The sequence below is a fragment of the Streptomyces sp. NPDC002088 genome (genome assembly GCF_040296605.1).
In the GTDB taxonomy this organism is placed as follows: Bacteria; Actinomycetota; Actinomycetes; order Streptomycetales; family Streptomycetaceae; genus Streptomyces.
In genome coordinates this window covers 736375-759244 of sequence record NZ_JBEOXO010000001.1, presented here as the reverse complement: position 1 = coordinate 759244, position 22870 = coordinate 736375, and the positions used below count along the sequence as shown (strand labels likewise).

The 22870-nt window shown below is 71.7% G+C and carries 23 protein-coding genes and 2 pseudogenes; 11 read left to right on the top strand and 14 right to left on the bottom strand.

All coding sequences use genetic code 11. The annotated features are described in order from the left end of the window. Positions 1 to 201: 201 nt before the first annotated feature. From ABT114_RS03565 to ABT114_RS03555, 3 genes are all read left to right on the top strand, one after another. On the top strand, positions 202 to 735 hold the full coding sequence (locus ABT114_RS03565; RefSeq protein WP_351138077.1) for a DoxX family protein: 534 nt from the start codon (positions 202 to 204) through the stop codon (positions 733 to 735). 168 nt (positions 736 to 903) lie between these two features. After that, on the top strand, positions 904 to 2106 hold the full coding sequence (locus tag ABT114_RS03560) for a cysteine desulfurase-like protein (protein WP_351138075.1): 1203 nt from the start codon (positions 904 to 906) through the stop codon (positions 2104 to 2106). Between the two features lie 84 nt (positions 2107 to 2190). Continuing rightward, the gene (locus tag ABT114_RS03555) at positions 2191 to 2907 is read left to right on the top strand and encodes a YoaK family protein (protein WP_351138073.1); all 717 of its coding nucleotides are present in this window, start codon (positions 2191 to 2193) and stop codon (positions 2905 to 2907) included. Between the two features lie 7 nt (positions 2908 to 2914). On the opposite strand, the gene ykgO is transcribed toward ABT114_RS03555, so the two are convergent. After that, positions 2915 to 3037 (bottom strand): type B 50S ribosomal protein L36, encoded by a 123-nt coding sequence (gene ykgO / locus ABT114_RS03550; protein WP_046586208.1) that lies wholly within the window; start codon positions 3035 to 3037, stop codon positions 2915 to 2917. A 66-nt stretch (positions 3038 to 3103) separates the two neighbouring features. Beyond that, on the bottom strand, positions 3104 to 3268 hold the full coding sequence (gene rpmG, locus ABT114_RS03545; RefSeq protein WP_152889071.1) for a 50S ribosomal protein L33: 165 nt from the start codon (positions 3266 to 3268) through the stop codon (positions 3104 to 3106). 198 nt (positions 3269 to 3466) lie between these two features. Here rpmG and ABT114_RS03540 point away from each other — a divergent pair, with 198 nt between their 5' ends. From ABT114_RS03540 to ABT114_RS03530, 3 genes are all read left to right on the top strand, one after another. Continuing rightward, positions 3467 to 6115 (top strand): SpoIIE family protein phosphatase, encoded by a 2649-nt coding sequence (locus ABT114_RS03540; RefSeq protein ID WP_351138070.1) that lies wholly within the window; start codon positions 3467 to 3469, stop codon positions 6113 to 6115. 340 nt (positions 6116 to 6455) lie between these two features. Then, positions 6456 to 9266 (top strand): SpoIIE family protein phosphatase, encoded by a 2811-nt coding sequence (locus tag ABT114_RS03535; RefSeq protein WP_351138067.1) that lies wholly within the window; start codon positions 6456 to 6458, stop codon positions 9264 to 9266. A 124-nt stretch (positions 9267 to 9390) separates the two neighbouring features. After that, a complete protein-coding gene (locus ABT114_RS03530; RefSeq protein WP_351138065.1) occupies positions 9391 to 10755 on the top strand; it encodes an FAD-dependent oxidoreductase in 1365 nt (454 codons plus the stop codon). A 150-nt stretch (positions 10756 to 10905) separates the two neighbouring features. Here the strand turns inward: ABT114_RS03530 and ABT114_RS03525 are convergent, their stop codons facing one another. After that, positions 10906 to 11520, bottom strand: coding sequence for an acyl-CoA-like ligand-binding transcription factor (locus ABT114_RS03525; RefSeq protein WP_351138063.1), 615 nt, complete (start codon positions 11518 to 11520; stop codon positions 10906 to 10908). Positions 11521 to 11600: 80 nt separating this feature from the next. Here ABT114_RS03525 and ABT114_RS03520 point away from each other — a divergent pair, with 80 nt between their 5' ends. Further along, positions 11601 to 12539, top strand: a complete 939-nt coding sequence (locus ABT114_RS03520) for an oxidoreductase (RefSeq protein ID WP_351138061.1) — start codon at positions 11601 to 11603, stop codon at positions 12537 to 12539. A 77-nt stretch (positions 12540 to 12616) separates the two neighbouring features. Then, a complete protein-coding gene (locus ABT114_RS03515) occupies positions 12617 to 13582 on the top strand; it encodes a DUF1152 domain-containing protein (RefSeq protein ID WP_351138059.1) in 966 nt (321 codons plus the stop codon). 78 nt (positions 13583 to 13660) lie between these two features. Here the strand turns inward: ABT114_RS03515 and ABT114_RS03510 are convergent, their stop codons facing one another. Next, positions 13661 to 13876 carry a hypothetical protein gene (locus ABT114_RS03510; RefSeq protein ID WP_351138057.1) on the bottom strand — a complete coding sequence of 72 codons (216 nt, stop codon included), beginning with the start codon at positions 13874 to 13876 and terminating at the stop codon, positions 13661 to 13663. A gap of 339 nt (positions 13877 to 14215) precedes the next feature. Here ABT114_RS03510 and ABT114_RS03505 point away from each other — a divergent pair, with 339 nt between their 5' ends. Next, complete coding sequence (locus tag ABT114_RS03505; RefSeq protein ID WP_351138055.1) at positions 14216 to 14641, top strand: hypothetical protein; 426 nt, start codon at positions 14216 to 14218, stop codon at positions 14639 to 14641. 15 nt (positions 14642 to 14656) lie between these two features. On the opposite strand, the gene ABT114_RS03500 is transcribed toward ABT114_RS03505, so the two are convergent. The 5 genes and pseudogenes from ABT114_RS03500 to ABT114_RS03480 form a co-directional block, all read right to left on the bottom strand. Next, on the bottom strand, positions 14657 to 15031 hold the full coding sequence (locus ABT114_RS03500) for a roadblock/LC7 domain-containing protein (RefSeq protein ID WP_351138053.1): 375 nt from the start codon (positions 15029 to 15031) through the stop codon (positions 14657 to 14659). A 68-nt stretch (positions 15032 to 15099) separates the two neighbouring features. Further along, the gene (locus ABT114_RS03495; RefSeq protein WP_351138051.1) at positions 15100 to 15621 is read right to left on the bottom strand and encodes a roadblock/LC7 domain-containing protein; all 522 of its coding nucleotides are present in this window, start codon (positions 15619 to 15621) and stop codon (positions 15100 to 15102) included. A gap of 38 nt (positions 15622 to 15659) precedes the next feature. Next, entirely contained in the window at positions 15660 to 16436 is a 777-nt protein-coding gene (locus ABT114_RS03490; RefSeq protein WP_351138049.1) for a hypothetical protein, read from the bottom strand. Further along, positions 16433 to 16843: a roadblock/LC7 domain-containing protein gene (locus tag ABT114_RS03485; protein ID WP_351138047.1), complete on the bottom strand. Its 411-nt coding sequence runs from the start codon at positions 16841 to 16843 to the stop codon at positions 16433 to 16435. Before ABT114_RS03485 ends, ABT114_RS03490 begins: the two co-directional genes overlap by 4 nt. Before the next feature lie 495 nt (positions 16844 to 17338). Further along, positions 17339 to 17980: pseudogene (locus tag ABT114_RS03480) on the bottom strand (NAD(P)/FAD-dependent oxidoreductase); the annotation flags it as partial. On the opposite strand from ABT114_RS03480, the pseudogene ABT114_RS03475 reads away from it, so the two are divergent. Continuing rightward, a pseudogene (locus tag ABT114_RS03475) lies at positions 17888 to 18421 on the top strand (AMP-binding protein); the annotation flags it as partial. The pseudogenes ABT114_RS03480 and ABT114_RS03475 overlap by 93 nt on opposite strands. Continuing rightward, the gene (locus tag ABT114_RS03470) at positions 18413 to 18964 is read left to right on the top strand and encodes an AMP-binding enzyme (protein ID WP_351138212.1); all 552 of its coding nucleotides are present in this window, start codon (positions 18413 to 18415) and stop codon (positions 18962 to 18964) included. The pseudogene ABT114_RS03475 and the gene ABT114_RS03470, both read left to right, overlap by 9 nt. 23 nt (positions 18965 to 18987) lie before the next feature. Here ABT114_RS03470 and ABT114_RS03465 read toward each other — a convergent pair whose 3' ends face one another. The 5 genes from ABT114_RS03465 to ABT114_RS03445 all read right to left on the bottom strand — a co-directional run bounded on the left by ABT114_RS03465 (position 18988) and on the right by ABT114_RS03445 (position 22819). After that, on the bottom strand, positions 18988 to 19164 hold the full coding sequence (locus ABT114_RS03465; RefSeq protein ID WP_351138045.1) for an SDR family oxidoreductase: 177 nt from the start codon (positions 19162 to 19164) through the stop codon (positions 18988 to 18990). Between the two features lie 338 nt (positions 19165 to 19502). Next, a complete protein-coding gene (locus tag ABT114_RS03460) occupies positions 19503 to 20123 on the bottom strand; it encodes a response regulator transcription factor (protein ID WP_351138043.1) in 621 nt (206 codons plus the stop codon). Between the two features lie 48 nt (positions 20124 to 20171). Further along, positions 20172 to 20729: a nuclear transport factor 2 family protein gene (locus ABT114_RS03455; protein ID WP_351138041.1), complete on the bottom strand. Its 558-nt coding sequence runs from the start codon at positions 20727 to 20729 to the stop codon at positions 20172 to 20174. 138 nt (positions 20730 to 20867) lie between these two features. Beyond that, a complete protein-coding gene (locus ABT114_RS03450; protein WP_351138039.1) occupies positions 20868 to 21767 on the bottom strand; it encodes a hydroxyquinol 1,2-dioxygenase in 900 nt (299 codons plus the stop codon). Next, positions 21764 to 22819, bottom strand: a complete 1056-nt coding sequence (locus ABT114_RS03445) for a maleylacetate reductase (protein ID WP_351138037.1) — start codon at positions 22817 to 22819, stop codon at positions 21764 to 21766. Before ABT114_RS03445 ends, ABT114_RS03450 begins: the two co-directional genes overlap by 4 nt. Positions 22820 to 22870 lie beyond the last annotated feature (51 nt).

Genomic DNA, 22870 nt, shown 5'->3' with positions numbered 1-22870 from the left:
ATCCCCCGTCCCATACGCAGTCCGATCCCGATGCGTTCAAGCGCCTCATGAATTCACAGCAACCTCATATGCCGTACAGGTGGCACTACCGGGAGTAACTGAAGGGGAACCCGCCATTCCAAGGTCCTGGTCTGCCGCATGCTTCCGGCCCGGGTGGGAACCCGGCCGGTGCTGTCCGCACCGACACGTCTGGAGAGCGCCATGAGTCTGTTGCGCCGGGTCGGCCGCCCGATGCTGGCCTCGATGTTCGTCGCGGGCGGTCTGGACTCCGTCCGGCGGCCCGAGCCGCTGGCGCCGATCGCCGAGCCGATCGTCCGGCCCGTCACCGCGCACGTGGCCGCCCTTCCGGACCGCACCGAACAGGTCGTACGGCTCAACGGCGCCGTACAGGTGGCCGCGGGTCTCCTGCTGGCCACCGGCCGGGTGCCGCGGCCGGCCGCCCTGGTCATCGCGGCCACACTCGTGCCCACCACATTGGCCGGCCACCGTTTCTGGGAGGCGGAGGACCCCGCCGAGCGGGCCCAGCAGCGCATCCACTTCCTCAAGAACCTCTCGATGCTCGGCGGGCTGTTGATCGCGGCCGACGACACCGCGGGCGCCCCCTCGCTGCTGTGGCGCGGCCGTCACGCGGCCCACGATCTGCGGCGCGAGGCGCATCTGGTGCGCGGCACGGCTCGTGCCACCGCCCGCCCGGCCGCCGCAGTGGGCGGCATGAGGGCCAAACTGCACGCCTGAGGTTCTACAGGGACAGGAAGAACAGGCGACACGGGCCAGGGAGACAGAGGGGCCAGGGCGACAGAGGCAGGGCGACAGAGGCGGTACGCACGAACTGCGATCATGTGCGATAACCGCTGAGTACGAGCGGGATGCAGGTCCCTCGCACCCCTTGCCCCTGGAGTTGACATGGCCCTCGACGTCGACGCGCTCCGCGCTCGGATCCCCGCCCTGAAGTCCGGCTCCGCCCGCTTCGACGCGCCCGGCGGTACCCAGACGCCGCAGCCCGTCATCGACGCCGTCGCGGAAGCGCTGGCCAGTCCGCTGGCCAACCGGGGGCACACCACCGAGGGCGAGCGGAACGCCGAGGCCATCGTCAACGCCGGTCGCGCCGCCCTGGCCGACCTGACCGGCGCCGAGCCGCGCGGCATCGTCTTCGGCCGCAGCGCCACCCAGCTCACGTACGACCTGGCCCGCACCCTCGCCAAGACCTGGGCGACGGGCGACGAGGTGGTCGTCACGCGGCTCGACCACGACTCCAACATCCGTCCCTGGATACAGGCGGCGGAAGCGGTCGGTGCCCGCGTCCGGGAGGCGGACTTCGATGCCGGCACGGGCGAGCTGCGGCCCGAACACATCGAGGCGGTGCTGTCGTCACGCACCCGGCTGGTCGCCGTCACCGCCGCGTCCAACCTCATCGGCACCCGGCCCGACATCCCCGCCATCGCCGAGCTGGCTCACCGCGGCGGTGCGCTTCTGCACGTGGACGCGGTGCACTATGCCGCGCACGCCGCCGTTGACCTGGCCGAACTCGGTGCCGACACCTTGGTGTGCTCCCCGTACAAGTTCCTCGGCCCGCACGTGGGCGTGCTGGCGAGCCGGCCCGAGCTGCTGGAGACGCTGCGGCCCGACAAGCTGCTGCCGTCGACCGATGCCGTGCCGGAACGCTTCGAACTGGGCACACTGCCCTATGAGTTGCTCGCCGGCGCCCGCGCGGCAGTTGACTTCCTGGCCGATCTGGCGCCCGGCCCGGAAGGGACGCGCCGGGAACGCCTGCTGGCCGCCTTCGCGGCGATCGAGTACCACGAGGACGCCCTTCGGGAGCGGATCGAGCGCGGGGTGGCGGACCTCGGCGGCATCACGGTGTACTCCCGTGCCGCGCACCGCACCCCGACCCTGCTGTTCTCCGTGGACGGCCATCGGTCGGCGGATGTGTCGCGGCATCTCGCGGACCACGGAGTCGACGCGCCGGCCGGCTCCTTCTACGCGCTGGAGGCCTCTGTTCGACTCGGGCTCGGCAGCGAGGGCGCGGTGCGTGTCGGCCTGGCCCCGTACTCCAGCGACGACGACGTCGACCGACTGCTCGCGGCACTGGCCACACTCGGCGCGTAGCCGTGTCGCGCGTAACGGGAGTACGGAGCGGGTGAGAACGTAGGAAAACAGGCCGCTCCGCGTCATGGTCGCTGGAGGTGGAAGGTGACCGTCCCGGAACCGCTGCCGACGTCGCAGTCGGTGCGACTGGGCGTGCTCCTGGCGATGGTCGGCGGCGCGCTCGACGCGTACACCTTCGTGAGCCGGGGCGGCGTCTTCGCCTGCGCGCAGACGGCGAACGTGGTCCTGCTGGGCATCGAGGCGGCGCACGGGCAGTGGTGGCGAGGGTTGACGCACGTGCCGCCGATCCTGGCCTTCGTCGCCGGTGTCCTGGCCGCGGAGTCGCTCAAGCATCCCCGGATGGCCCATGTCGTGCGCCGGCCCACCCGGGCGGCGCTGGCGCTGGAGGTCGTGGTGCTGGCGGGAGTGGGGCTGGTTCCCGCCGGCGCCCCGGACATGGTGGTCACCGTGTTGATCGCGTTCACCGCATCCGTGCAGATCACCACGTTCCGCAAACTCGTGGACACCGCCTACAACAGCACGATGACGACGGGGAACCTCCGGACCGCGACGCAGAGTGCCTACGAGGCCTTCGTGGGCCACGACGGGGAATCGGCGCGCCGGGGCCGCCAGTTCACGGCCGTGATCGTGGCGTTCATGGCCGGTGCTCTCGGCGGTGCCGCGCTCACCACGACCGTGGGTGTGCGCGCGGTGTGGGCGGCGGCCGTCCTGCTGTTCTGCGGGCTGGCGCTGTTCGTGCACGACGAGCGCACGGCCCGCAGGAAGAGCGTGGCGGCCGCCCCCACCGACGGCTCGGAATGAGACCGGGTCAGCCCTGGCGGGCCTTGAAACGCGGGTTCTTCTTGTTGACGACGAACGTCACGCCCCGTCGCCTTACGACCTGCGCCCCGGGCTTGGACTTCAGCGAGCGCAGGGACTTGCGCACCTTCATGGCTGCGTTCTCCTTCGGTTCGGTCGAGGCTCGGTGGTCAGCGGTGCCCCGCAGCAAAGGCTCGGGTCATCGCTCCTCACGGAAGGGGACGTGCGCCCCCGCCACCGGGTCGTACTTGCGCAGAACCAGCCGATCGGGGTCGTTGCGCCGGTTCTTGCGCGTCACGTAGGTCACACCTGTCCCGGCCGTCGACTTCAGCGTCACGACGGGACGGACCTCGTTGCGGGCCATGGGGTCCTCCTTTCACCGACATCGCACCCACTGATCGGTGCATGTCAGTCACGTGCGCTACAACAGCGGACCTCCCCGGGGCATTCCCGCCCGGGACGCGAGCCGCGCGGATGCGCGCCGGTGCCGGTGTGGCGCATTCTTTTCTGTGTCGCCGATCTGTGTCGCCGACGCGAGCGGCGCCAGGACGAGGTAGGGCCGATGACTGGGAGCGCCGGGCACGGGACAGGGACCCCCGGACGCCTGGCCGCGCTGCTGACCGAGGCCGCGACAGAGGCGATCCGCACGACCGCCGGGCGCATCTCGGGTGTCTACCTGCGAGCCGGCACACCCGGGCTGCTGCGGCTCGCCGTGCTCGCGGGGTTGCCGGCACCGCTGTTCCACCCCTGGTGGCGACTGCACGTGGCCCGGCCGTTCCCGGTGGCGGACGCCTACCGGCTCGGTGTCCAGGTGGACCTGCCCAACGCCACGGAGGCGATGCGCCGCTACCCGCAGTTCGCGGCGGGTCTGCCCTTCCAGTTCGGCTCCCTCTACATTCCCGTCGTGGGCGGGTCCAGCACGTTCGGCGTCCTCACGCTGCTGCGCCCCGCCGCCGCGGACGCCACCGAGCTGCTGGCGGACCAGGACCGCCTGGCGCGCCTGGCCGCCCGGCTGGGGGTGGCGCTGCGCCGCCTGGAGGGCGATGGACCACCTCTGACCTGGGACGACCGTCCACTGTCCGTACGGCCGCCGACCACGCGCCCGTTCTCGGGCCGCACGGCACACTTCTCCTGGGACCCGGTGACGGACCTGGTCACCCCGGACCGCGACGTGCACGCCCTCCTGAGCCTCCCCCCGGGAGAGTTCCCCGCCACCCTGCGCGACCTGGCCCGCACCCTCGCCCCCACCGACTCCCCCCAGCTCCTGGCCCTCCTACGGGAAACCGCCAAGGGCAGACCACCACCGCTGCCGGTGCCGGTACGGGCAGCGGACGGCGCACTACGACTGCTGGATCTGCGACCCCCGAGTCCGGGGCCTGGTTCGCAGGCCGGTTCGGGAGCTGGCCCGGGGCCCGATTCCGCAAGCGGTCCGGCCCCCCGTCCCGCGACCGATGCCGCGGCGCGTTCCCCGTCCGATGCCAGGCCCGGTCCCCCGTCCGCCTCCACCCCCGCCACCGCCCTCGCCAAAGGCGTCTTGCGCGACCCGAATGCCGACTCGCCCGCCGACGCGGCGGCCGGGCTGCTCCCCGAGGGTGTGTTCTGTCTGGACCGGCTGGGGCTGGTCGTGTACGCGAATCCGCGTGCCGCGCACCTGCTGGGGATGTCCAGGGCCCGGCTGCTCGGCCGCGCGGTGTGGGAGGGCGTGCCCTGGCTGCATCAGCCCGCGTTCGAGGACCATCTGCGGGGAGCCCTGCTGTCGCCGGACCCGGTGCACTTCCAGGTCCGGCGGCCTGCCACGGACGAGGGCCAGGAGTACGAGGGGGACTGGCTCGCCCTGTCCGTCTACCCCGGCCCGGACATCCTGACCTGCACCGTCGTGCCGTCGAACCGTATGGCCGAGCCCAGCGACCCGCTCCTGGAGGCACCGGGCGGCCCCTCGACCGACGACGGTCGCACGTCCGACGCCGCCCCCACGGCCCCGCAGTACCGGCCCATCGTGCTGGCGATCGCGCTGACCGAGGCGGTGACCGCCCGGCAGGTGTCCGCAGTGGTGACGCAGGAACTGCTGCCCGCGTTCGGCGGCCGTCGGCTCGCCATCTACCTGTTGCAGGACCGGCACCTCTACCTGGCCTGGGAGAACGGCTTCCCCGAGGGGTTCCTCGCCGCCTTCGAGGGCGTGGGGCTCGACGCCCGGCTGCCGGGCGTCGAGACGCTCACCACCGGCCGTCCGCTGTTCTTCGACTCGATCGAGCAGATGCAGGCCGCCTATCCCGGCATGGCGATCGACGCCACGCGGGGCGCACGCGCCTTCCTGCCGCTGATCGCCTCCGGGCGCCCGGTCGGCTCCTGCATCCTCGGCTTCGACGGTCCCCGCAGCTTCAGCACCGAGGAGCGCACCGTGCTGACCGCCCTCGCCGGGCTGATCGCCCACGCGATGGAGAAGGCACAGCGCTACGACACCGAGGCCGCCCTCGCCCGCGGGCTCCAGCAGGCCCTCCTCCCCCGACGCCTGTCATCGCATCCGCAGGTGGAGACCGCCGGACGGTATCTGCCCGGCACCCAGGGAATGGACGTAGGGGGCGACTGGTACGACGTCGTCGAGGCAGGGGACGGGCTGGCCCTGGTGATCGGGGACGTGCAGGGGCACGGCGTCCAGGCGGCCGCAACCATGGGGCAGCTGCGCAGCGCCGTCCGTGCCTTCGCGCTCGGCGACCGTCCGCCCGACGAGGTGATGAGCGGTACCAACCGGCTGCTCATCGACCTCGATCCCGGCCAGTTCGCCAGCTGCTGCTACCTGCGGCTGGATCCCGCCACCGGCTGGCTCCGGGTCGCCCGGGCGGGGCACCCGCCTCCCCTGGTGCGCGGCGCCGACGGCCGTACGCACGCCTTGGACATCCCTGGCGGTGTCGTCCTCGGGGTGACCCCGGACGCCCACTACCCCGTGATGGAGCTGCTGCTGGAGCCCGGCGCGATCCTGGCCCTCTACACGGACGGGCTGGTCGAGCAGCCCGGCTTCGACATCGACGACGGCATCGGTGCGCTGCGCGTGGCCCTGGACAACGCCGGTTCCTCCGTCGGCCGCCACGGAGAGCATTCGCTGGCGGATCTCGCGGACCGGCTCACCGCGACGGCCCGGCACGCCGCCGACCGGCCCGACGACATCGCGATCCTGCTGGCCACCCGCCATGTCATGCCCCGGCCGCCCGGCTGACACCACGACCGACCGGGACAGGTCAAGGAACGGAGGCGTCCCCTGCTGACGCCACGGACCAGCCAGGCCGGTACGCGGACAGCGGCCTCCGCAACGCACCCCCGCCCAGACAGCCCGCCGCACAGACAACAACCTCCACAAACTCACCCCCGCCCAGACAGCCCGCCGCACAAACAGCAACCTCCACAGCTCGCCCCACCCACCAGACAGCCCGCCGTACGGACGCGGTGGCTTCCACAGCGGCCTCGCGGACCGGCCCGTAGGCCCCGCCCGGCGGGGATGCGGCCTGTAACAGGGGGTGCCCCTCGCCACCCGGGGCCCGGCAGTGTAGACATGGCACATGGTTCGACTCCTGGGTCGAGCGGAGCCTCGGTCAACCCGTCCCGGCGGTCAGCGCACACAGCGCGCTCCAGACCGCGCCGGCCGCACGCGCGAGCGGCAGCGGCAGACGCGGTCGGCCCCGGTGGACCGTACGTCGGCCGGGCACCGGGACGGCGGGAGCCGATCGCGGTGGGAAAAAGTCGCGGGACTGCGGTCCACGCTGGGCGGACGCAGCCTCGCCGCGCAGGTGTTCGTACTCAACGTGGTCATCGTGCTGCTGCTGGTCGTGGCCGCGGTGGTGGCGCTGGTGCTCCAGGTGCGGCACGACAGCACGACGGAGGCGCGCAATCGTTCGCTCGCCGTGGCCGAGACCTTCGCCAACTCCCCCGGGATCAGCGAGGCGCTGCGCAGCCCCGACCCCACGGCCGTGCTCCAGCCACGCGCCGAGGCGGCCCGCAAGGCGGCGAAGGTCGACTTCATCGTGGTGATGAACACCGACGGGGTCCGCTACACCCACCCCAAGCCGGACCGTATAGGCAAGAAGTTCGTCGGGACGCTCCAGCCCGCGCTGGCCGGCGGCACCGTGGTCGAGGAGATCGACGGAACCATCGGCCGGCTGGTGCAGGCCGTGGTGCCGGTCAAGGGGACCGACGGCTCGGTCGTGGGCCTGGTGTCGGCCGGCATCACCACGGCACACGTCGGCGGTGCCGCGAACCGGCAGCTGCCGCTCGTGCTGGGCGCCGCGGGCGTGGGCCTCGCCCTGGCCACGGCAGGCACCGCGTTGGCGAGCAGGCGGCTGCTGCGGCAGACCCATGGCCTGGGACCGCACGAGATGACCCGGATGTACGAGCACCACGACGCGGTGCTGCACTCCGTACGGGAAGGGGTGATCATCGTCAGCGGCGAGGGCGATCTACTGCTCGCCAACGACGAGGCACGCCGGCTGCTGGACCTGCCCGACGACGCCGAGGGGCGCCACGTGCTCGACCTCGGCCTCGATCCGGACACCGCAGGCCTGCTCGCTTCCGGCCGGGTCGCGACGGACGAGGTGCATCTGGTCGGCGACCGGCTGCTGGCGATCAACCAGCGGCCCACGGACCTCGAGGGCGGCCCGCCCGGCAGCGTGGCCACACTGCGCGACTCCACCGAACTGCGCGCCCTGTCCGGCCGGGCGGAGGCGGCGCGGGAACGCCTCGACCTGCTCTACGCCGCCGGAGTGGGTATCGGCACGAGCCTGAACGTGACCCGGACCGCGGAGGAGCTGGCCGAGCTGGCTGCCCCCCGGTTCGCGGACTTCGTCACCGTTGACCTGTTCGACGCCGTCCTCGGGGGCGAGGAGCCGGAGGCGGGCGACGCGCTGCGCCGTACGGCGTCGAGCGGCATCCGCAAGGACGCCCCTCTCTACTCGGTCGGCGAGCAGATCCGGTTCGTCGCGTCCTCGCCGCAGGCGCGCAGCCTCACCATCGGCCGGGCCGTCAACGAACCCCGGCTGGATCAGGCACCGGGCTGGCGCGCGCAGGATCTCGAACGCACCGAGCAGGTCGTGGAGTACGGCATCCACTCGCTGATCACCGTGCCCGTGCGGGCGGGGGCCCTGGTCCTGGGTGTGGTCAGCTTCTGGCGCTCGGAGCAGCCGGAGCCGTTCCACGAGGACGAGGTGGCCCTCGCGGAGGAGCTGGTCGCCCGCGCCGCGGTCTCCATCGACAACGCCCGCCGCTACACGCGCGAGCACAGCATGGCCGAAACGTTGCAGCGCAGCCTGCTGCCCCGCAGTCTGCCCGAACAGGGCGCCTTGGACCTCGCCTACCGCTATCTGCCCGCGCAGGCGGGGGTCGGCGGCGACTGGTTCGACGTACTGCCGCTGTCCGGCGCCCGGGTGGCGCTTGTGGTGGGCGACGTGGTGGGCCACGGTCTGCACGCGGCGGCCACGATGGGCCGGCTGCGTACGGCGGTGCACAACTTCTCCGCCCTCGACCTGTCGCCCGACGAACTCCTCGCCCGGCTCGACGAACTCGTCGGCCGTATCGACCAGGACGAGGCGGAGGAGGGGGCCGGCGCGCCCGTCGCCGGTGCGACCTGCCTGTACGCCGTCTACGACCCCGTCTCCCGGCGCTGCACCCTCGCCCGCGCCGGCCATCCGCCGCCGGCCGTGGTCCAGCCCGACGGCGCTGTCACCTTCCTCGACGTCCCGGCCGGACCGCCGCTGGGTGTCGGTGGCATGCCGTTCGAGACGGCGGAGGTGGAGCTGGCGGAGGGCAGCCGGCTCGTGCTGTACACGGACGGGCTGGTCGAGGACCGGGAGCGGGACATCGACACCGGTCTGGAGATGCTGCGCACCGCCCTGACACGGGCCGAGGCATCGCCCGAGGACACCTGCCGGGTGGTGCTCGACGACCTGCTTCCGGCCCGGCCGAGCGACGACATCGCCCTGATCGTGGCCCGCACCAGGGCACTCGGCGCCGACCGCGTCTCCGAGTGGGAGGTGCCGATGGACCCGGCGGCGGTGCAGGACGTACGGGCCCGGGTCACGCGCCGGCTGGCGGAATGGGACCTGGACGAGCTGACCTTCACCACGGAGCTGATCCTCAGCGAGCTGGTCACCAACGCGATCCGCTACGGCGGTGCCCCCGTCCGCGTCCGCCTGCTGCGCGACCGCAGTCTGATCTGCGAGGTCTTCGACAGCAGCAACACCTCGCCCCATATGCGCCACGCGGCCATGACCGACGAGGGCGGCCGCGGCCTGTTCCTCGTCGCACAGCTGGCCGACCGCTGGGGCACCCGGTACACGCCCAACGGCAAGTTCATCTGGGCGGAGCAGCCGCTGCCCTGACACCCGCCACCGACCCATAAACAGCGCTTATGAGCCCATAGACCGGACCCGCGTACCTACTAAGGTTTGCCTTAGTTTAGGCTTCCCGTCGAGTAGCTTGTCACCGCTCGAAGGGAACCTGATCATGCCCCGCCCCCTGCGGGTAGCCATCGTCGGAGCCGGCCCCGCCGGGATCTACGCCGCCGACGCGCTGCTGAAGTCCGAAGTGGCCGCCGACCCCGGTGTCTCGATCGACCTCTTCGAGCGCATGCCCGCCCCATTCGGCCTGATCCGCTACGGCGTCGCCCCCGACCACCCCCGCATCAAGGGCATCATCACGGCCCTGCACCAGGTGCTCGACAAGCCGCAGATCCGCCTCTTCGGCAACGTCGACTACCCCACCGACATCAGCCTGGACGACCTGCGCGCGTTCTACGACGCCGTGATCTTCTCCACCGGCGCCACCGCCGACCGGGAGCTGCGCATACCCGGCATCGACCTCGAGGGCTCGTACGGCGCCGCTGACTTCGTCTCCTGGTACGACGGCCACCCCGACGTGCCGCGCACCTGGCCGCTGGAGGCCGAGAAGGTCGCCGTCCTCGGCGTGGGCAACGTCGCGCTCGACGTGGCGCGCATCCTGGCCAAGACGGCGGACGAGCTGCTGCCGACGGAGATCCCGCCGAACGTCTACGACGGCCTGAAGGCCAACAAGGCGCTGGAGGTCCACGTCTTCGGCCGCCGTGGCCCGGCGCAGGCAAAGTTCAGCCCGATGGAGCTGCGGGAGCTGGACCACTCCCCCAACATCGAGGTCATCGTCGACCCCGAGGACATCGACTACGACGAGGGCTCCATCGCCACCCGGCGCGGCAACAAGCAGGCCGACATGGTCGCCAAGACCCTGGAGAACTGGGCGATCCGCGACATCGGCGACCGGCCGCACAAGCTGTTCCTGCACTTCTTCGAGTCGCCGGCGGAGGTCCTCGGCGAGGACGGCAAGGTCGTCGGCCTGCGCACCGAGCGCACCGCCCTCGACGGCACCGGCAACGTCAAGGGCACCGGCGAGTTCAAGGACTGGGACGTCACCGGGATCTACCGCGCCGTGGGCTACCTGTCCGACAAGCTGCCCAAGCTGCCCTGGGACATCGACTCGGGCACGGTCCCGGACGAGGGCGGCCGGGTCATCGAGGAGAGCGGCGCGCACCTGCAGTCCGTCTACGTCACCGGCTGGATCCGGCGCGGTCCCGTGGGCCTGATCGGCCACACCAAGGGTGACGCGAACGAGACGGTGTCCAACCTTCTGGACGACCACGCGAACGGCCGCCTGCACGCACCGGCTTCGCCCGAGCCCGAGGCCGTGGACGCGTTCCTCTCCGAGCGCGACGTCCGCTTCACCACCTGGGAGGGCTGGTACAAGCTGGACGCCGCCGAGAAGGCGCTGGGCGAGCCCCAGGGCCGGGAGCGCGTGAAGCTCGTCGAGCGTGAGGACATGCTCAGGGAGAGCGGCGCGTGAATCGCTTCACGCCGGCCGGCCGCGGGTGACCGCAGCCGGCCGACACCGACGGGTCCGGAGGCAGTTCTGCCGCCGGGCCCGTCGTTTTTGCCGCCCGCCCACCGAACGGCTGTTGCCGTCCGCCCGCCGACGGCTGTCGCTGCCCGCCCGTCAGACGGCGTCCAGCGCCGGGGCGAGGACGGCGAAGGCCCGGTCGGTCAGGTCGGCCGGGTCCTCGGTGCCGTCGCTTCCGCTCCAGCGTTCGAGCACCGCGTCGAAGGCGGTGAGCGCCATTCCGGCGGCGAGCCGCGGGTACAGATCGCGAGCGGGGTCGCGGTCCAGGCGGTGCGCCAGCTCCGCCGCCAGGTCGTCACGCCACTGCGCCTGGCGCTCCAGGAAGCGCGCGTACAGGGCGGGGGTGCGCAGGATCAACCGCACCACGCGCAGGGCCCGTTCGGCATGGTCGGGATGGTCGGCGCAGGCCTCGACGGGAGCCAGGACAGCATGCCTGAGCGCCACGGAGGGCCGCTCGTCGCGCGGGCGGGCACAGAACTCGGCGTGAATGTCGGCGCCCATGCCGGCCAGGAACTGGACGACCACATCCTCCTTGGACGCGAAGTACCGGAAGAACGTCCGCTTGGACACGCCCGCGGCGGCCACGATCTCGTCGACAGTGACCGCGTCGAACCCCCTCAACGCCAGCAACTGCAAGGCCGATTCGGTGAGTTCGTTCGCAACGAGCTGCCGCTTGCGCTCGGCCAGGCTGATGTCGGGGCGAGAGGTCACCGGACCACAATACCTGGATGCCACACATGACGTCGAGTGCCATCTTGACACTTGGTGTCATGCGCGGCAGCGTATGCCGCATGACGAAGCAGCAGCAACGCTGGACCGCCGACCAGATTCCGGACCAGACCGGGCGGGTGTCCGTCATCACCGGGGCCAACAGCGGCCTCGGTCTGGCCACCGCCCGGGCGCTCGCCCGCAAGGGCGGGCGGGTGATCCTCGCGGTACGCGACGAGGACAGGGGCCGTCGAACGGTCGCGGAGATCACCGCCGAACAACCGCACGCGCAGCTCGAGACACGCCGCCTCGACCTCGCCGACCTCGACTCGGTGCACGCCTTCGCCGACCGGGTGCGCTCCGATCACCGGCGTCTGGACGTCCTCGTCAACAACGCGGGGGTGATGGCACCGCCGCGCACGCTCAGCGCACAGGGCCACGAACTGCAGTTCGCCTGCAACCACCTGGGCCATTTCGCGCTCACTGGCCTGCTGCTCGACCTGCTGGGCGCGGGGCGCGAGCCTCGTGTGGTCACCGTGAGTTCGCTCAACCACCGGCAGGGACGCCTGCGTTTCGACGACCTCACCGGCGAACGCGGCTACTCTCCCATGGCCTTCTACAACCAGTCGAAGTTCGCCAACGCCGTCTTCGGCCGGGAACTCCACCGCCGCCTGGCCGAGGCAGGCAGCCCGGTGCGCAGCGTGCTCGCGCACCCCGGGTACACCTCGACGAACCTCCAGACGAGCGCACCGGTCGGCCTCGTGCGCGTGCTGTACGGCCGCGTCCTCGCCCCGCTCGCGCAGTCCCCGGACCGGGGCGCGCTGCCCCAGCTGTACGCAGCGACCGCCACGGACGTCGCGAGCGGCGACTTCATCGGGCCGGACGGCAGAGGCGAGCTGCGCGGCGCACCGAAGCGGGTACGGCTGTCCGACGCCGCGGCCGACGCCGGGACGGGGCGCCGCCTGTGGGAGGTGTCGGAGCGGCTGACCGACGTCCGGTTCGCGTTCTCGGCACCGGTCTGAGCACCGGCCCGCCGAACTCGAACAGCCATCCCCGAAAACTGGTGGGTCCCGTACCGCAGTCCTGCTAACTTCCCCCGGTGTTCACCCTCCAAGAGCCTCCCTTCTTCACCCGTCTGCGTGACGCACGGCGGATCCTCGTCGCCGGTGCGGGCGGCGGCTTCGACGTCTACGCCGGGCTTCCGCTGGCCCTCGCCCTGCGGTCGGCCGGCAAGGAGGTCCACCTGGCCAACCTGTCCTTCGCCGACCTGTACGGCCTGGATCCGGACGTGTGGCTGGAGCAGGACGTCGCCGCCGTCCGCCCGGACACGTCGGCGCGCGGCGACTACTTCCCCGAGCGCACCCTGGCACGGTGGCTGGAGCAGCAGGGCCTGCCGGCCACGGTGTACGCCTTCTCCCGTACCGGCGTGACTCCGTTGCGAGCCGCGTACCGCGCGCTGTTGCAGCACCTGGGGGGCGTCGACGCGATCGTGCTGGTGGACGGCGGCACCGACATACTGATGCGCGGGGACGAGCACGGACTGGGCACGCCCGAGGAGGACATGGCCAGCCTGGGCGCGGTCGCCGGACTCAACGAGGTCGAGCACCGGCTGGTGGCGTGCCTCGGCTTCGGCGTGGACGCCTACCACGGGGTCAACCACTCCCTGGTGCTGGAGAACCTGGCCGCTCTCCAGCGCGAGGGCGCCTATCTGGGGGCGTTCTCCCTGCCGTACGACAGCCGCGAGGGCGCCCTCTACGTCGATGCGGTGGCTCACGCCCAGCAGTGCACGCCGGACCACCCCAGCATCGTCAACGGGTCCATCGCCGCCGCCGTACGAGGCGAGTTCGGCGACGTCCGCTTCACCGAGCGGACGAGGAACAGCCAGTTGTTCGTCAACCCGCTCATGGCCCTGTACTTCTGCGTCGACGCCCTCGGCCTGGCCGGCCGCCACCTCTACCTGGACCGGCTCGAGAACACCGCCCTCACCCGGCAGGTCAGCTCGGCCATCGAGGAGTTCCGCGACGCACTGCCGAGGCAGCGCCCGCCACGCGCCTTTCCTCACTGAACGGGACCGCCGTCCGGGCCAGGCCCGGACAGCTGGTCTACGGTGGTGGAGTTCCGGGCGGTTTCCGCATGCGCGGAGCTACGAAGCCGTCGAGGTGGCCGGGGACGCGGCCGGGCGCATGCTGGGAGCCGTCCGCTTGAGGAGTTCGCGGGCGTGCATGACGCGCAGGCTCACCACGGTCGTCGCGGCGAACGCCATGACTCCGCAGCCGATGGACACCCCGCCGGCGAGCGCCGTGTGCGGGTCGAGTCCCATGCCCCGCTCGAAGAGCGGTGTCGTGCCGGCCGGCAACACTGGGGCCAGGCACAGGGTGCGGCGACCGTATCGCCCCGGAACTCGGCCGCGGGCGGTGGTGCGACGAGTTCGAAGCGGCCGTCGACGACCCGTCTGCCGGAATGCGCCGGTGCGGGAAATCTGACGTCTCGCGCATGCTGTGAGTGACCTGAGTCCGGGTAGATCTCCTTCAGCGGCTCTTCCGCACGACACCTCCCGACCTCCCGCGAAGGACATGTGGTCTTGGCTCTCACGTACCCTGACGCACCCTCAGCTCGTCGCCCCGGTCGGTCCTGGACGATCCGGGTGACGGGTCATCGCGACCGCACCGCCTCTGTCAGCTGCTCCTCGCCTTGCAGCATGCCTCCTCGTTCCCGCGACGTCGCCGCCCTGCGCCGGTTCGCGGAAGCCCATGCCGCCGCCCATGCCAGGGCGGCGGCGGTACGTCCCGACGCCGCCTGCTCGTGCCGTCAGCAGCGGTGCGTGCTGCACGAGGGCACCCGGGTCACCTGTGGGGGCGTGGTCGTCCTCGTCCTGCGCCACGATCCGTCGGTGGGCCAGGTGTGGACGCTCAGCGAGGTCTGCTCCGTGTGTGCCCCGCTGATGCCCCACACCCGGGTGCTGGGCCGGGCGGCACCGCTCGGGCAGCCGCCCGAGCAGCGCTCCGCGCCCGTGGCCCCGGCGCCTCGGGCGGCGCCGCCGCGCCTCGTTCCCGGCGGATTCAGCGGGCCGCCCGTCGGCGACAGCGCCGACCGAGAGACGCGCGGCCGGCGCGGCCGGCGCTGATCCGGGGCGACACGCTCAGAGTTCCAGGTCACTCTCGATCTTGCGCAGTTGGTGCCGGGCCATCGCCAGGTTGGCACGGCCGGAGTCCAGCACGAGGTAGAGGAACAGCCCTGCGCCATCACGGCCCTTGAGCAGGCGGATCAGGTGGTACTGGGTGCTGAGGGTGATCAGGATGTCCTCGATCTCGCCCTGGAGACCGAGGTGTTCCATCGTGCGCAGCTTGGCCCGGACGACGTCGGTGTTGCCCGCCGCGGCGACCTCCAGGTCGAAGTCCTTGCCGCCGCCGATCGTGCCCAACGCCATGCCGCTCGTGTGGTCGACGAGGGCTGCCGCGGTCGCGCCGTCGATGGAACTCAGGCATTCCTTGAGCGAGGTCTCCAAGTTGGCCATGCGTCATGTCCTTCCAGATCAGACAGTGGTCAAAGGGGTGAAGGAGTGGGATCGGGCGTGCAGTGCTCTCAGCCACCGGTGTCCGGCCGGAGCCGGTGCCGGGACTGCTGCGGTACGCGCAGCGGCAGTGTGCCGAGGGTGCGGCCCGGATCGGCGGGTGCCGTCGCGTCGCTCGCCGCGAGCGTCCGCCCGGGGGTGTGCGCGACTGGGTCGGCATCGGCCTGGGCCGCGACGAGTTCCGCGATGCGCGCACCGCTGCGCCGGCCCTCCAGATGGAGCCGGCCGACGTTGGCGCGGTCGTCGGCGAGCAGCGTGAGCACGGCGGACGGACCCGCCGCGTATGTCGCGACGTAGCCGTCGGCGCCGCGTACCAGCAGCTCGCAGAACTCGCCGCGCCTGGCGGTGTCCACCATGCGGTGGGCGACGCCGAGGGCTGCCGCGGTGAGGGCCGCCAGTCCTTCCGATTCGGCGTCCGGCAGGTCCTGGGCGAGAACGAGTCCGTCGGCGCTGGCCGCCAGGGACCCCGTCAGCTGGGGTATCCGGGTGCGCAGTCGGCGCAGTTCGCTCAGGACGTCGGCCTCGACGGCCATGAACAGTCTCCTTTCGGCACGCTGTCGGCGCGCGCGGATCACAGTGCCTCCAAGGCGTCTCGGAGCCGGCGCAGCAGGGCTGTGTCGACCTCGTCCTGGGTCGCCGTGTGCCAGGGAAGGCTCGGGTCGGGTGGCACGGGCTGGGCGGATACGGCCGTGACGAGTCCGTCGGCGGCGAGGCGGCGCAGTTCGACGAGGGTGGGGAACGTCCGCCAGGCCAGCGCCGACGCGATCTCGGCGGCCGTACGCACTCCGTCGACCTGTGCCAGCGTGCGGCCGCGCCGGGTGGGCAGCGCCTCCGCGCGGGCTCCGGGGACCCGCACGAGGGGGGCGCTGTCGATGTCGGGCTCGGGCCAGATGCGTTGGAGTTGCTCACGCCGCCGCTGCGATTCGCGTACGACGGTGTCCACCGGTACGGGACGCACCGCACCGAGCCAGTGCGCGATGCCGGGCCGGAAGCGCGGGGTGCGGCCGACGTGGCCGAGGGCGAAGTAAGCGGCGTCGAACAGCACCCCGAGGTGGCACAGCTCCAGCGCCCCGGCGGCGAGCCGTCCGTTGTCGACGAGCTGACGGCCGACGCGCCCGCGCGTGCCGCCCTGGTCGAGTGCCTCCCGCCAGCCGTCGGGGTCGACGGCGCCGCTGCCGGTGAGCAGCAGGCCCAGGTCGGGGGCGAAGGGGGAGTCGACGTGCGCGACGTCTCCGGCCAGGAGGTAGAAGGTGCCGCGATCGCCGGTGAGGGCACCGGTCGCGCGGTCGGCGGCGAGGGTCTCGAGGGAGTTCAGGACCGTGGCGTCCGTCAGCAGTGACAGGCTCATCCGAGCACCAGTCGATCCGCCGTCTCGGCCAGCCGAATGCGGGCCAGGGCCAGGTTTCCGGCGGTGCGGTCCAGCCACAGGTGCAGGAAGACGCTGCTGTCGAAGGGTGTGACGACGAACCGGAGCACGTGGTAGGAGTCGGCGGTCGTGACGATCACGTCCTCCACGGGCGGTGCCAGGCCCGGGTCCGGCTCCGGCCGGTCACCGCCGCCCGCCCGGACGAAGGCACGGCCTTCCAGGGCGGCGCGGGCGAACTCCGCCGTCTCGACGGCCGTCGCCTCGTGGTCTCCGCCCGATGCCTCACCGACCACGCCCAGGGCGAGCCCGCTGATCCAGTCGACCACCGACGCTCCCCGAGCGCCCGGCACACGCATGGCGTCCAGCAGACTCTCGTCGATTCCGGGCATGCAGGAACCCCCTCCCCGCACGGATGTACCGCGAACGTGATGCCGAGACTACGGAATGTGTCGGCTCCGGGGAGGTCTTTTGGCATTTTCCAGTGGAACATGCGCCGCGGCTTCCCTCGCGTCCACGGACCCGTCACCACGCCGGCGGCGACCGGGCCACCGGCCAGTCTTCGCCAACCGTCGCCGCTTCCGCCACCGACCGCCCGGCAACCACCGGAGCTCCCACATCCCACTCCGTCGGCGCGACGTCTTCGGCGACATTCTCCGCCCGGTGGGTCGGTGCGAGCGGCTGCCGCCGAGCCCGGGTCCCCGGCACGCCCGGTCACGGGCGGCGGGAGGGGCCGCGTACTGAGGGTGAATTCAGCCGTTTGCCCGCCACCGACGAGCAGGTGGCAGCAAACCCAGCCGGGGCCGAGGTGCGCGAGGCCGTGTGCTCCTCCATGCCGGAACGGTCCGGTGTGCCGACGCGGGCCGGGCCCGAGGCGGAGGCCGTCTTCAGCTCTCCTCCCCCGTGGAATGCCCGGGGAGCACTGCTGCTTCGGGATCGATGACGGTGGCCGCGTTGTTCACCGCGGTGGCAGCCTCGCCGAAGCCCACGGAGATGAGTCGCGCCTTGCCCGGGTAGTCGGTGATGTCCCCGGCGGCGAACACGCGGGGAACGCCGGCGGCCATCCGGCTGTCCACGGCGATCCTTTGGGCGCGCAGGGTGAGCCCCCAGTGCTTGAACGGACCGAGGTCGGCAGCGAGACCGAGAGCGGCGACGACGGTCTGGGCCGGCAGCAGCCGGGGGGCCTTGGTGGTGACGTGCCGGATCTCCACCTGTTCCAGGTGCGTGGCACCGTGCAGCGCGCTCACCTCGAAGTCGGTGATGATCCCGATGCCGAGGGCGCGGACTTTCTCGACCATCGCGCGGTGGACCCGGAAGCGGTCCGTGCGATGGACGAGCGTCACGGAGCGGGCGAACGGAGCAAGGGCCGCCGCCCGGTCGAACGCGCTGCGGCCGCCGCCGACGACCACCACGTCCCGGCGTCCGTACGCCCCCACGACACCGCCGCCGTCCTGTTCACCTCGGGCACCACGGGTATGACGCGAGGCGTCCGCTGCCCGCAGGCCCAGTTCGTCTGGTGGGGCCGCAACGTCTCGGCCGCTCTGCGGCTCACTGACGACGACGTGCTCTACACCTGTCTGCCGCTGTTCCACACCAACGCCCTGAACACCCTGGCGCAGGCCATGACCGTGGGCGCGACGTGCGCCGTCGACGGGCGTTTCTCCGCCACCCGTTACTGGTCGCGGGTGGCCGACACGGGTGCCACCGTCGTGTATCTCCTCGGGGCGATGGTGCCGATGCTGCTGGCGCAGCCTCCCGGCCGCCAGGACCGCGGGCACCGGGCATGGCGGGGCCTGTCACCGGCGACCCCGGCCTCCGCTTGGGAGCCCTTCCGGGAACGCTTCGGTGTCACCCTCGTCGACGGCTTCGGCTCGACGGAGACGAACCTCGTCATCGGGGCCACGCCCGACGAGTACCGCCCCGGCTACATCGGCACCGTGCGGAAGGGATTCGCCGCCCAGGTGGTCGACGAGAACCTCGCTCCGGTCGCGGACGGGACCGCGGGCGAACTCGTCGTACGCAGCCATCAGCCGTACGCCTTCTCCCCCGGCTACCTGGGGGATCCGGAACAGCAGCGCGACTCCTGGCGCCGTACCGGCGATCGCGTGGTCCGCGAACCCGACGGCTGGTTCCGCTTCGTCGACCGGATCAAGGACGTCATCCGGCGCCGCGGCGAGAACATCTCCTCGTACGAGGTCGAATCGGTGGTCCAGCGGCATCCGGCGGTCGCCGCGGCCGCCGCCTTCCCGGTTCCCTCGGAGCTGGCCGAGGACGAGGTGATGGTCGCGGTGGTCGTCCGGCCGGGCGGTGTGCTGGATCCGGAGGAACTGGCCCGGCACTGCGCCTCTCAGCTCCCCGAGTTCGCCGTGCCGCGGTACATCGAGACGGTGCCGGCGCTGCCGCTCACCGAAACCGGCAAGGTCCGCAAAGCCGTACTGCGGGAACGCGGCGTCACACCCCGCACCTGGGCTCGCGCCGCCCGCAGGGCCCACGGAGCTTCGGCCGGATCGTGACCGGCGTCGACGGCGCGCGACCGTCAGCGCATGTACAGGCCGCCGTTGGCGCCCCAGCACGCTCCGGTGACCGCGTCCGCGTGCTCGGCGGCGAGCAGCACGGCCATGTCGACGATGAACGCCGGGCGCCCGAGCCGGCCCACCGGCATCGATGCCTCGATCCCGGCGAGCTGGTCGGGGTCGACCGTGTCACGGACCACCGGAAGGTCCTGCGGTCCCGGGGAGATGGCGTTACCGTCACTCCCTGCGGGCCGAGTTCGCGGGCGAAGACCTTGGCGGGTCAGAGATGCGGCCCGGTCCCTGAGGAGCGTGCGAGGGCGCCCGGTTGCGACAGCAGCGCCGCCTGAGCGCTCCGCTGGAAGCGCGGTGACGAACCCGCGGGCCGGTGGGGGCTGGCCGCGCCCACGCGGCGGAGCCGCATATCGACACAGCCCCGCGCCCCTTACCGGGGCGCGATACCGCACCGGACTTCGTCAAGGCTGCTTAGTGCTCACCCGGTTCGGCGACCGGTGAGCAGTCAGGCGGCCCTGATGTCCGCTCAGACGCTGATCCGGTGCAGCAGGACGTCCCGTACCAGGGTCCCGAGACTCTCGGATTCGGTCTTGGCCTTGATCCGGGCCCGGTGCACGTCGACGGTCTTGACGCTCGTGCCCAGGCTGCGCGCGATCGTCTGGCTCGGCATGCCGTCGACCACCAGTCGCAGCACCTCGCGTTCCCGTGGCGTCAGGGATTGCAGCCGCTCCTGTACACCTCTGCGACTGGTCTGCTGGGCGAAGGCGCGTTCGGCTTCCTGCAACTGCGCCTGCACCACCTCCAGCATCCGCTGCGACTGGTAGGGCTTCTCCAGGAAGTCCACGGCGCCCGCGCGCATGGCACGCACCGACATCGGGATGTCGCCGTGGGCCGAGCAGAAGATGAGGGGGGCCGGGTAGCCCCGCTCGGTCAGTCGCTCCTGGAGCTGGAAGCCGCTGAGTCCGGGCATCCGGACGTCGACGATGACGACAGCCGGCTCGTCCGGGTCGAACTCCTGCAGGAAGGCCGTGGCGCTCGGGTAGGTGAGCGCCAGGATGTCCACGCTCTGCAGGAGGAAGACCAGGGACTGCCGCAGGTCCTCGTCATCATCGATGATGTGGACCGCGGGGTAGGTTGCACACTGCATCGCTGTTCATCCCTCGATCGGTGAGAGCATCCGCCCGGATGCGGCCGGCTAGGGCCGCATCAGCACCGAAGCCGACGGGTAGCTCTCGGCGAAGTTCTTCGGCAGCGGAGTGATGAAGACGTTCTCCGTACGGGTCCGGGTGATCTTCCAGACTCCGTCGATCTTCCGGAACGCGTTGTTGAGCCGGCTCGACCGCAGCAGGGACGTTCCGTCCGAGAAGAGCCACGGCTGCATGTGGATCCACTGGCCGGTGGCCTCGTCGCCGTCGACGTGGATCTGCTCCGAGGTGAGGTAGTGCGCGTTCAGCAGCAGCGCGGGGTCCTGCTTCTCCCCCCAGAAGCCCTCGAAGTGGCGCCGGATCGCGGCGGCGCCCTCGGCGCGGCCGAACTGGTTGTCGTAGTACTCGCCGACGCCCTCCCACACGGCGTCGGCGGAGTAGAGGTCCATGATCAGATCGATGCGGTGGGCGTCGTCCCGGACACCGAACTCGGGGCACGGTGTGTCGCACAGGAACATGTACCGGGCCTGGATCCGGCGGATCTCGGCCTCGGCCTCCAATACCTCGATGCGCTGGGCCAGTTGGGCGATCGTGGCCTCTACAGTCATTGCGTTCTCCTTGCAGTACAACAGCCCGCCGGCAAGGTCTGTGGGGGCTGGCTCCATATGGCCGAAGAGTCGGCTTCGGTCGGGTGTGTGTGTAGGGGGGCGGACAGGTGGGTGTGGGTGTGCGGCCGGGGGCCGTCCTCAAGCGCCTGCGGGCGCGAGGACGATGTCGAACCGCACCTTCGACCACGTACCGTCGACGACAGGCCCGTCCGGGGTGGCCGTGCCGACGGGCTGCTGCTCGAAGTCCTTCACCAACGACTCCTTGACCCCGAACACGGCGTCGGAGTCGAGCAGTTCGTCGCCCCGCACGAAGATGTGGGTCACCAGAGTGCGGCAGGCCTGATGGCTCACCATGAAGTGCAGGTGAGAGGCCCGCATCGGTGAGCGCCCCGCCGCTTGCAGCATCTCCCCCACCGGCCCGTCGTGCGGGATGGGGTACGGCGTCGGCGTGATCGCCCAGAAGCGGTAGCGCCCCTCGTCGTCGGTGTGCAGGTGCGCCCGCGCGGCCGTTCGGTCGTCGTCGTACTGGACGTCGTACATCCCCTCCTCGTCGGCCTCCCACACCTCGATCCGCGCGCCCGCGAGCGACTTGCCGTCAGTGTCGGTGACCGTTCCCTCGACCCGGCAAGGCTGGCCGACCGCGCCGCCCGAGGTGTCTCCGCCGAGCGGCACCTCAGGCGCCCCCTCCACGAAGAACGGTCCGAAGACGGTGGCCTCGGTGGCGTCGCCGTACGCCTGGTTGTTGACCGTGATCGTCTGCATGGAGGCGCCGAGGACATCGGAGAGCAGGATGAACTCCTGCCGCTTGTCGTCGGTGATGTGGCCGCAGCGGGTGAGGAAGCGGATCGCCTGGTCCCACTCCTCCTCGGTCAGCCGGACGTCGCGGATGTAGGCGTGCAGATGGCGCACCAGGCCGGTCATGAGCTGCCGCAGCCGCGGGTTCTCGCACGAGTCGAAGGAGCGCACGACGCGCTCGACCAGCTCCTCCTCGCGGGCCTGCTGCTCTGGGCTCACGGTGCGTTCGTCGGAGCGGGTCATCGGGGTACGTCTCCTTCCCAGGCCGCACGCAGCAGTGCGGTGAGGTTGTCGGGCGTGACGGGCGTGGGGTTGTTCGCGGGGGCGGCGGCCAGGATCGGTTCGACCGCCTCGGCGATGCCGTCCTCGGGCATGCCGTAGTCCTTCAGGGCGCTCGGCGCGTCAACTCGTGCGCGCAGGGCGGCCAGCCCCTCGATCGCGCTGGGGGAGCCGAACGCCTCCGCGATCCTGCGTTCCGCTTCGGGGGCGTTGGCGGCGTTGAGGGCCAGTACGTGCGGCAGGACGACGGCGTGGGTCTGCGCGTGCGGCAGGTCGAACATCCCGCCGAGCACGTGGCAGATCTTGTGGTGCAGGCCCGAGCCGGCCGAGGCGAAAGCGACGGCGGCGAGGTAGGCGCCGTAGAGCGTCTGCTCGGCCCCCTCCAGCCGGCCCAAGTCGGCCTTGACCTCGGGGAGTCCCTGGCCGAGCCCGCGGATCGCCTCGCCGGCCAGGACGCGGTCGATCGCGTCGGCGCGCGGGCCCCACATCGCGTCAATGCCGTGCGCCAGGGCGTTGAGCCCGCTCGCCACCGCCAACTCGGCGGGCAGCGTGAGCATGAGCGAGGCGTCGTACACGACCGCCCGCGGGAGCACCCTGGCGTCGACGCCGGTCGTCTTGGTCGTCCCCCGGGTGAGTCCCCAGACGTTCGTGGCCTCGGAGCCGGCGTACGTCGTGGGGACGGCGACGATCGGCAGGCCGGTGGTGAGCGCGACCGCCTTCGCCAGGCCGGTGGCGGAGCCGCCGCCGATGGACACGAGGGCGTCGGCGGAGCACTTCTCCGCGGCTTCACGGGCCCGTTCGGCCACCTCGACGGGCACGTGCATCACCACCTCGTCATGGACGTGCGCCACCGGCAGCCCGTCGGTGAGCGCGTCGGTGAGCGGCGCCGACGACGGAGCGGCGACGACCATGATGCGTGCGGCGCCGAGTCGGGCGACCTCGTCGCCGATCGCACGGGCCGCTTCGTGGGGGGCGAAGACGACTCGCTGCGGCAGGGTCTCGTGAGCGAATCTCATTCGGCTGATCCTTCCGTGAGTGAGCACGGGCGGCACCACCGTTCGGTCCGC

Bases quoted from the DNA above. Each gene is read 5' to 3' on its own strand.
- ABT114_RS03450 (WP_351138039.1), bottom strand. From the start codon at position 21,767: ATGACCCGCTCCGACGAACGCACCGTGAGCCCAGAGCAGCAGGCCCGC.
- ABT114_RS03455 (WP_351138041.1), bottom strand. From the start codon at position 20,729: ATGACTGTAGAGGCCACGATCGCCCAACTGGCCCAGCGCATCGAGGTA.
- ABT114_RS03520 (WP_351138061.1), top strand. From the start codon at position 11,601: ATGACGAAGCAGCAGCAACGCTGGACCGCCGACCAGATTCCGGACCAG.
- ABT114_RS03560 (WP_351138075.1), top strand. From the start codon at position 904: ATGGCCCTCGACGTCGACGCGCTCCGCGCTCGGATCCCCGCCCTGAAG.
- ABT114_RS03490 (WP_351138049.1), bottom strand. From the start codon at position 16,436: ATGAGCCTGTCACTGCTGACGGACGCCACGGTCCTGAACTCCCTCGAG.
- ykgO (WP_046586208.1), bottom strand. From the start codon at position 3,037: ATGAAGGTGCGCAAGTCCCTGCGCTCGCTGAAGTCCAAGCCCGGGGCG.
- ABT114_RS03445 (WP_351138037.1), bottom strand. From the start codon at position 22,819: ATGAGATTCGCTCACGAGACCCTGCCGCAGCGAGTCGTCTTCGCCCCC.
- ABT114_RS03505 (WP_351138055.1), top strand. From the start codon at position 14,216: ATGCCTCCTCGTTCCCGCGACGTCGCCGCCCTGCGCCGGTTCGCGGAA.
- ABT114_RS03485 (WP_351138047.1), bottom strand. From the start codon at position 16,843: ATGCCCGGAATCGACGAGAGTCTGCTGGACGCCATGCGTGTGCCGGGC.
- ABT114_RS03540 (WP_351138070.1), top strand. From the start codon at position 3,467: ATGACTGGGAGCGCCGGGCACGGGACAGGGACCCCCGGACGCCTGGCC.
- ABT114_RS03535 (WP_351138067.1), top strand. From the start codon at position 6,456: ATGGTTCGACTCCTGGGTCGAGCGGAGCCTCGGTCAACCCGTCCCGGC.
- ABT114_RS03460 (WP_351138043.1), bottom strand. From the start codon at position 20,123: ATGCAGTGTGCAACCTACCCCGCGGTCCACATCATCGATGATGACGAG.
- ABT114_RS03565 (WP_351138077.1), top strand. From the start codon at position 202: ATGAGTCTGTTGCGCCGGGTCGGCCGCCCGATGCTGGCCTCGATGTTC.
- ABT114_RS03500 (WP_351138053.1), bottom strand. From the start codon at position 15,031: ATGGCCAACTTGGAGACCTCGCTCAAGGAATGCCTGAGTTCCATCGAC.
- ABT114_RS03530 (WP_351138065.1), top strand. From the start codon at position 9,391: ATGCCCCGCCCCCTGCGGGTAGCCATCGTCGGAGCCGGCCCCGCCGGG.
- ABT114_RS03495 (WP_351138051.1), bottom strand. From the start codon at position 15,621: ATGGCCGTCGAGGCCGACGTCCTGAGCGAACTGCGCCGACTGCGCACC.
- rpmG (WP_152889071.1), bottom strand. From the start codon at position 3,268: ATGGCCCGCAACGAGGTCCGTCCCGTCGTGACGCTGAAGTCGACGGCC.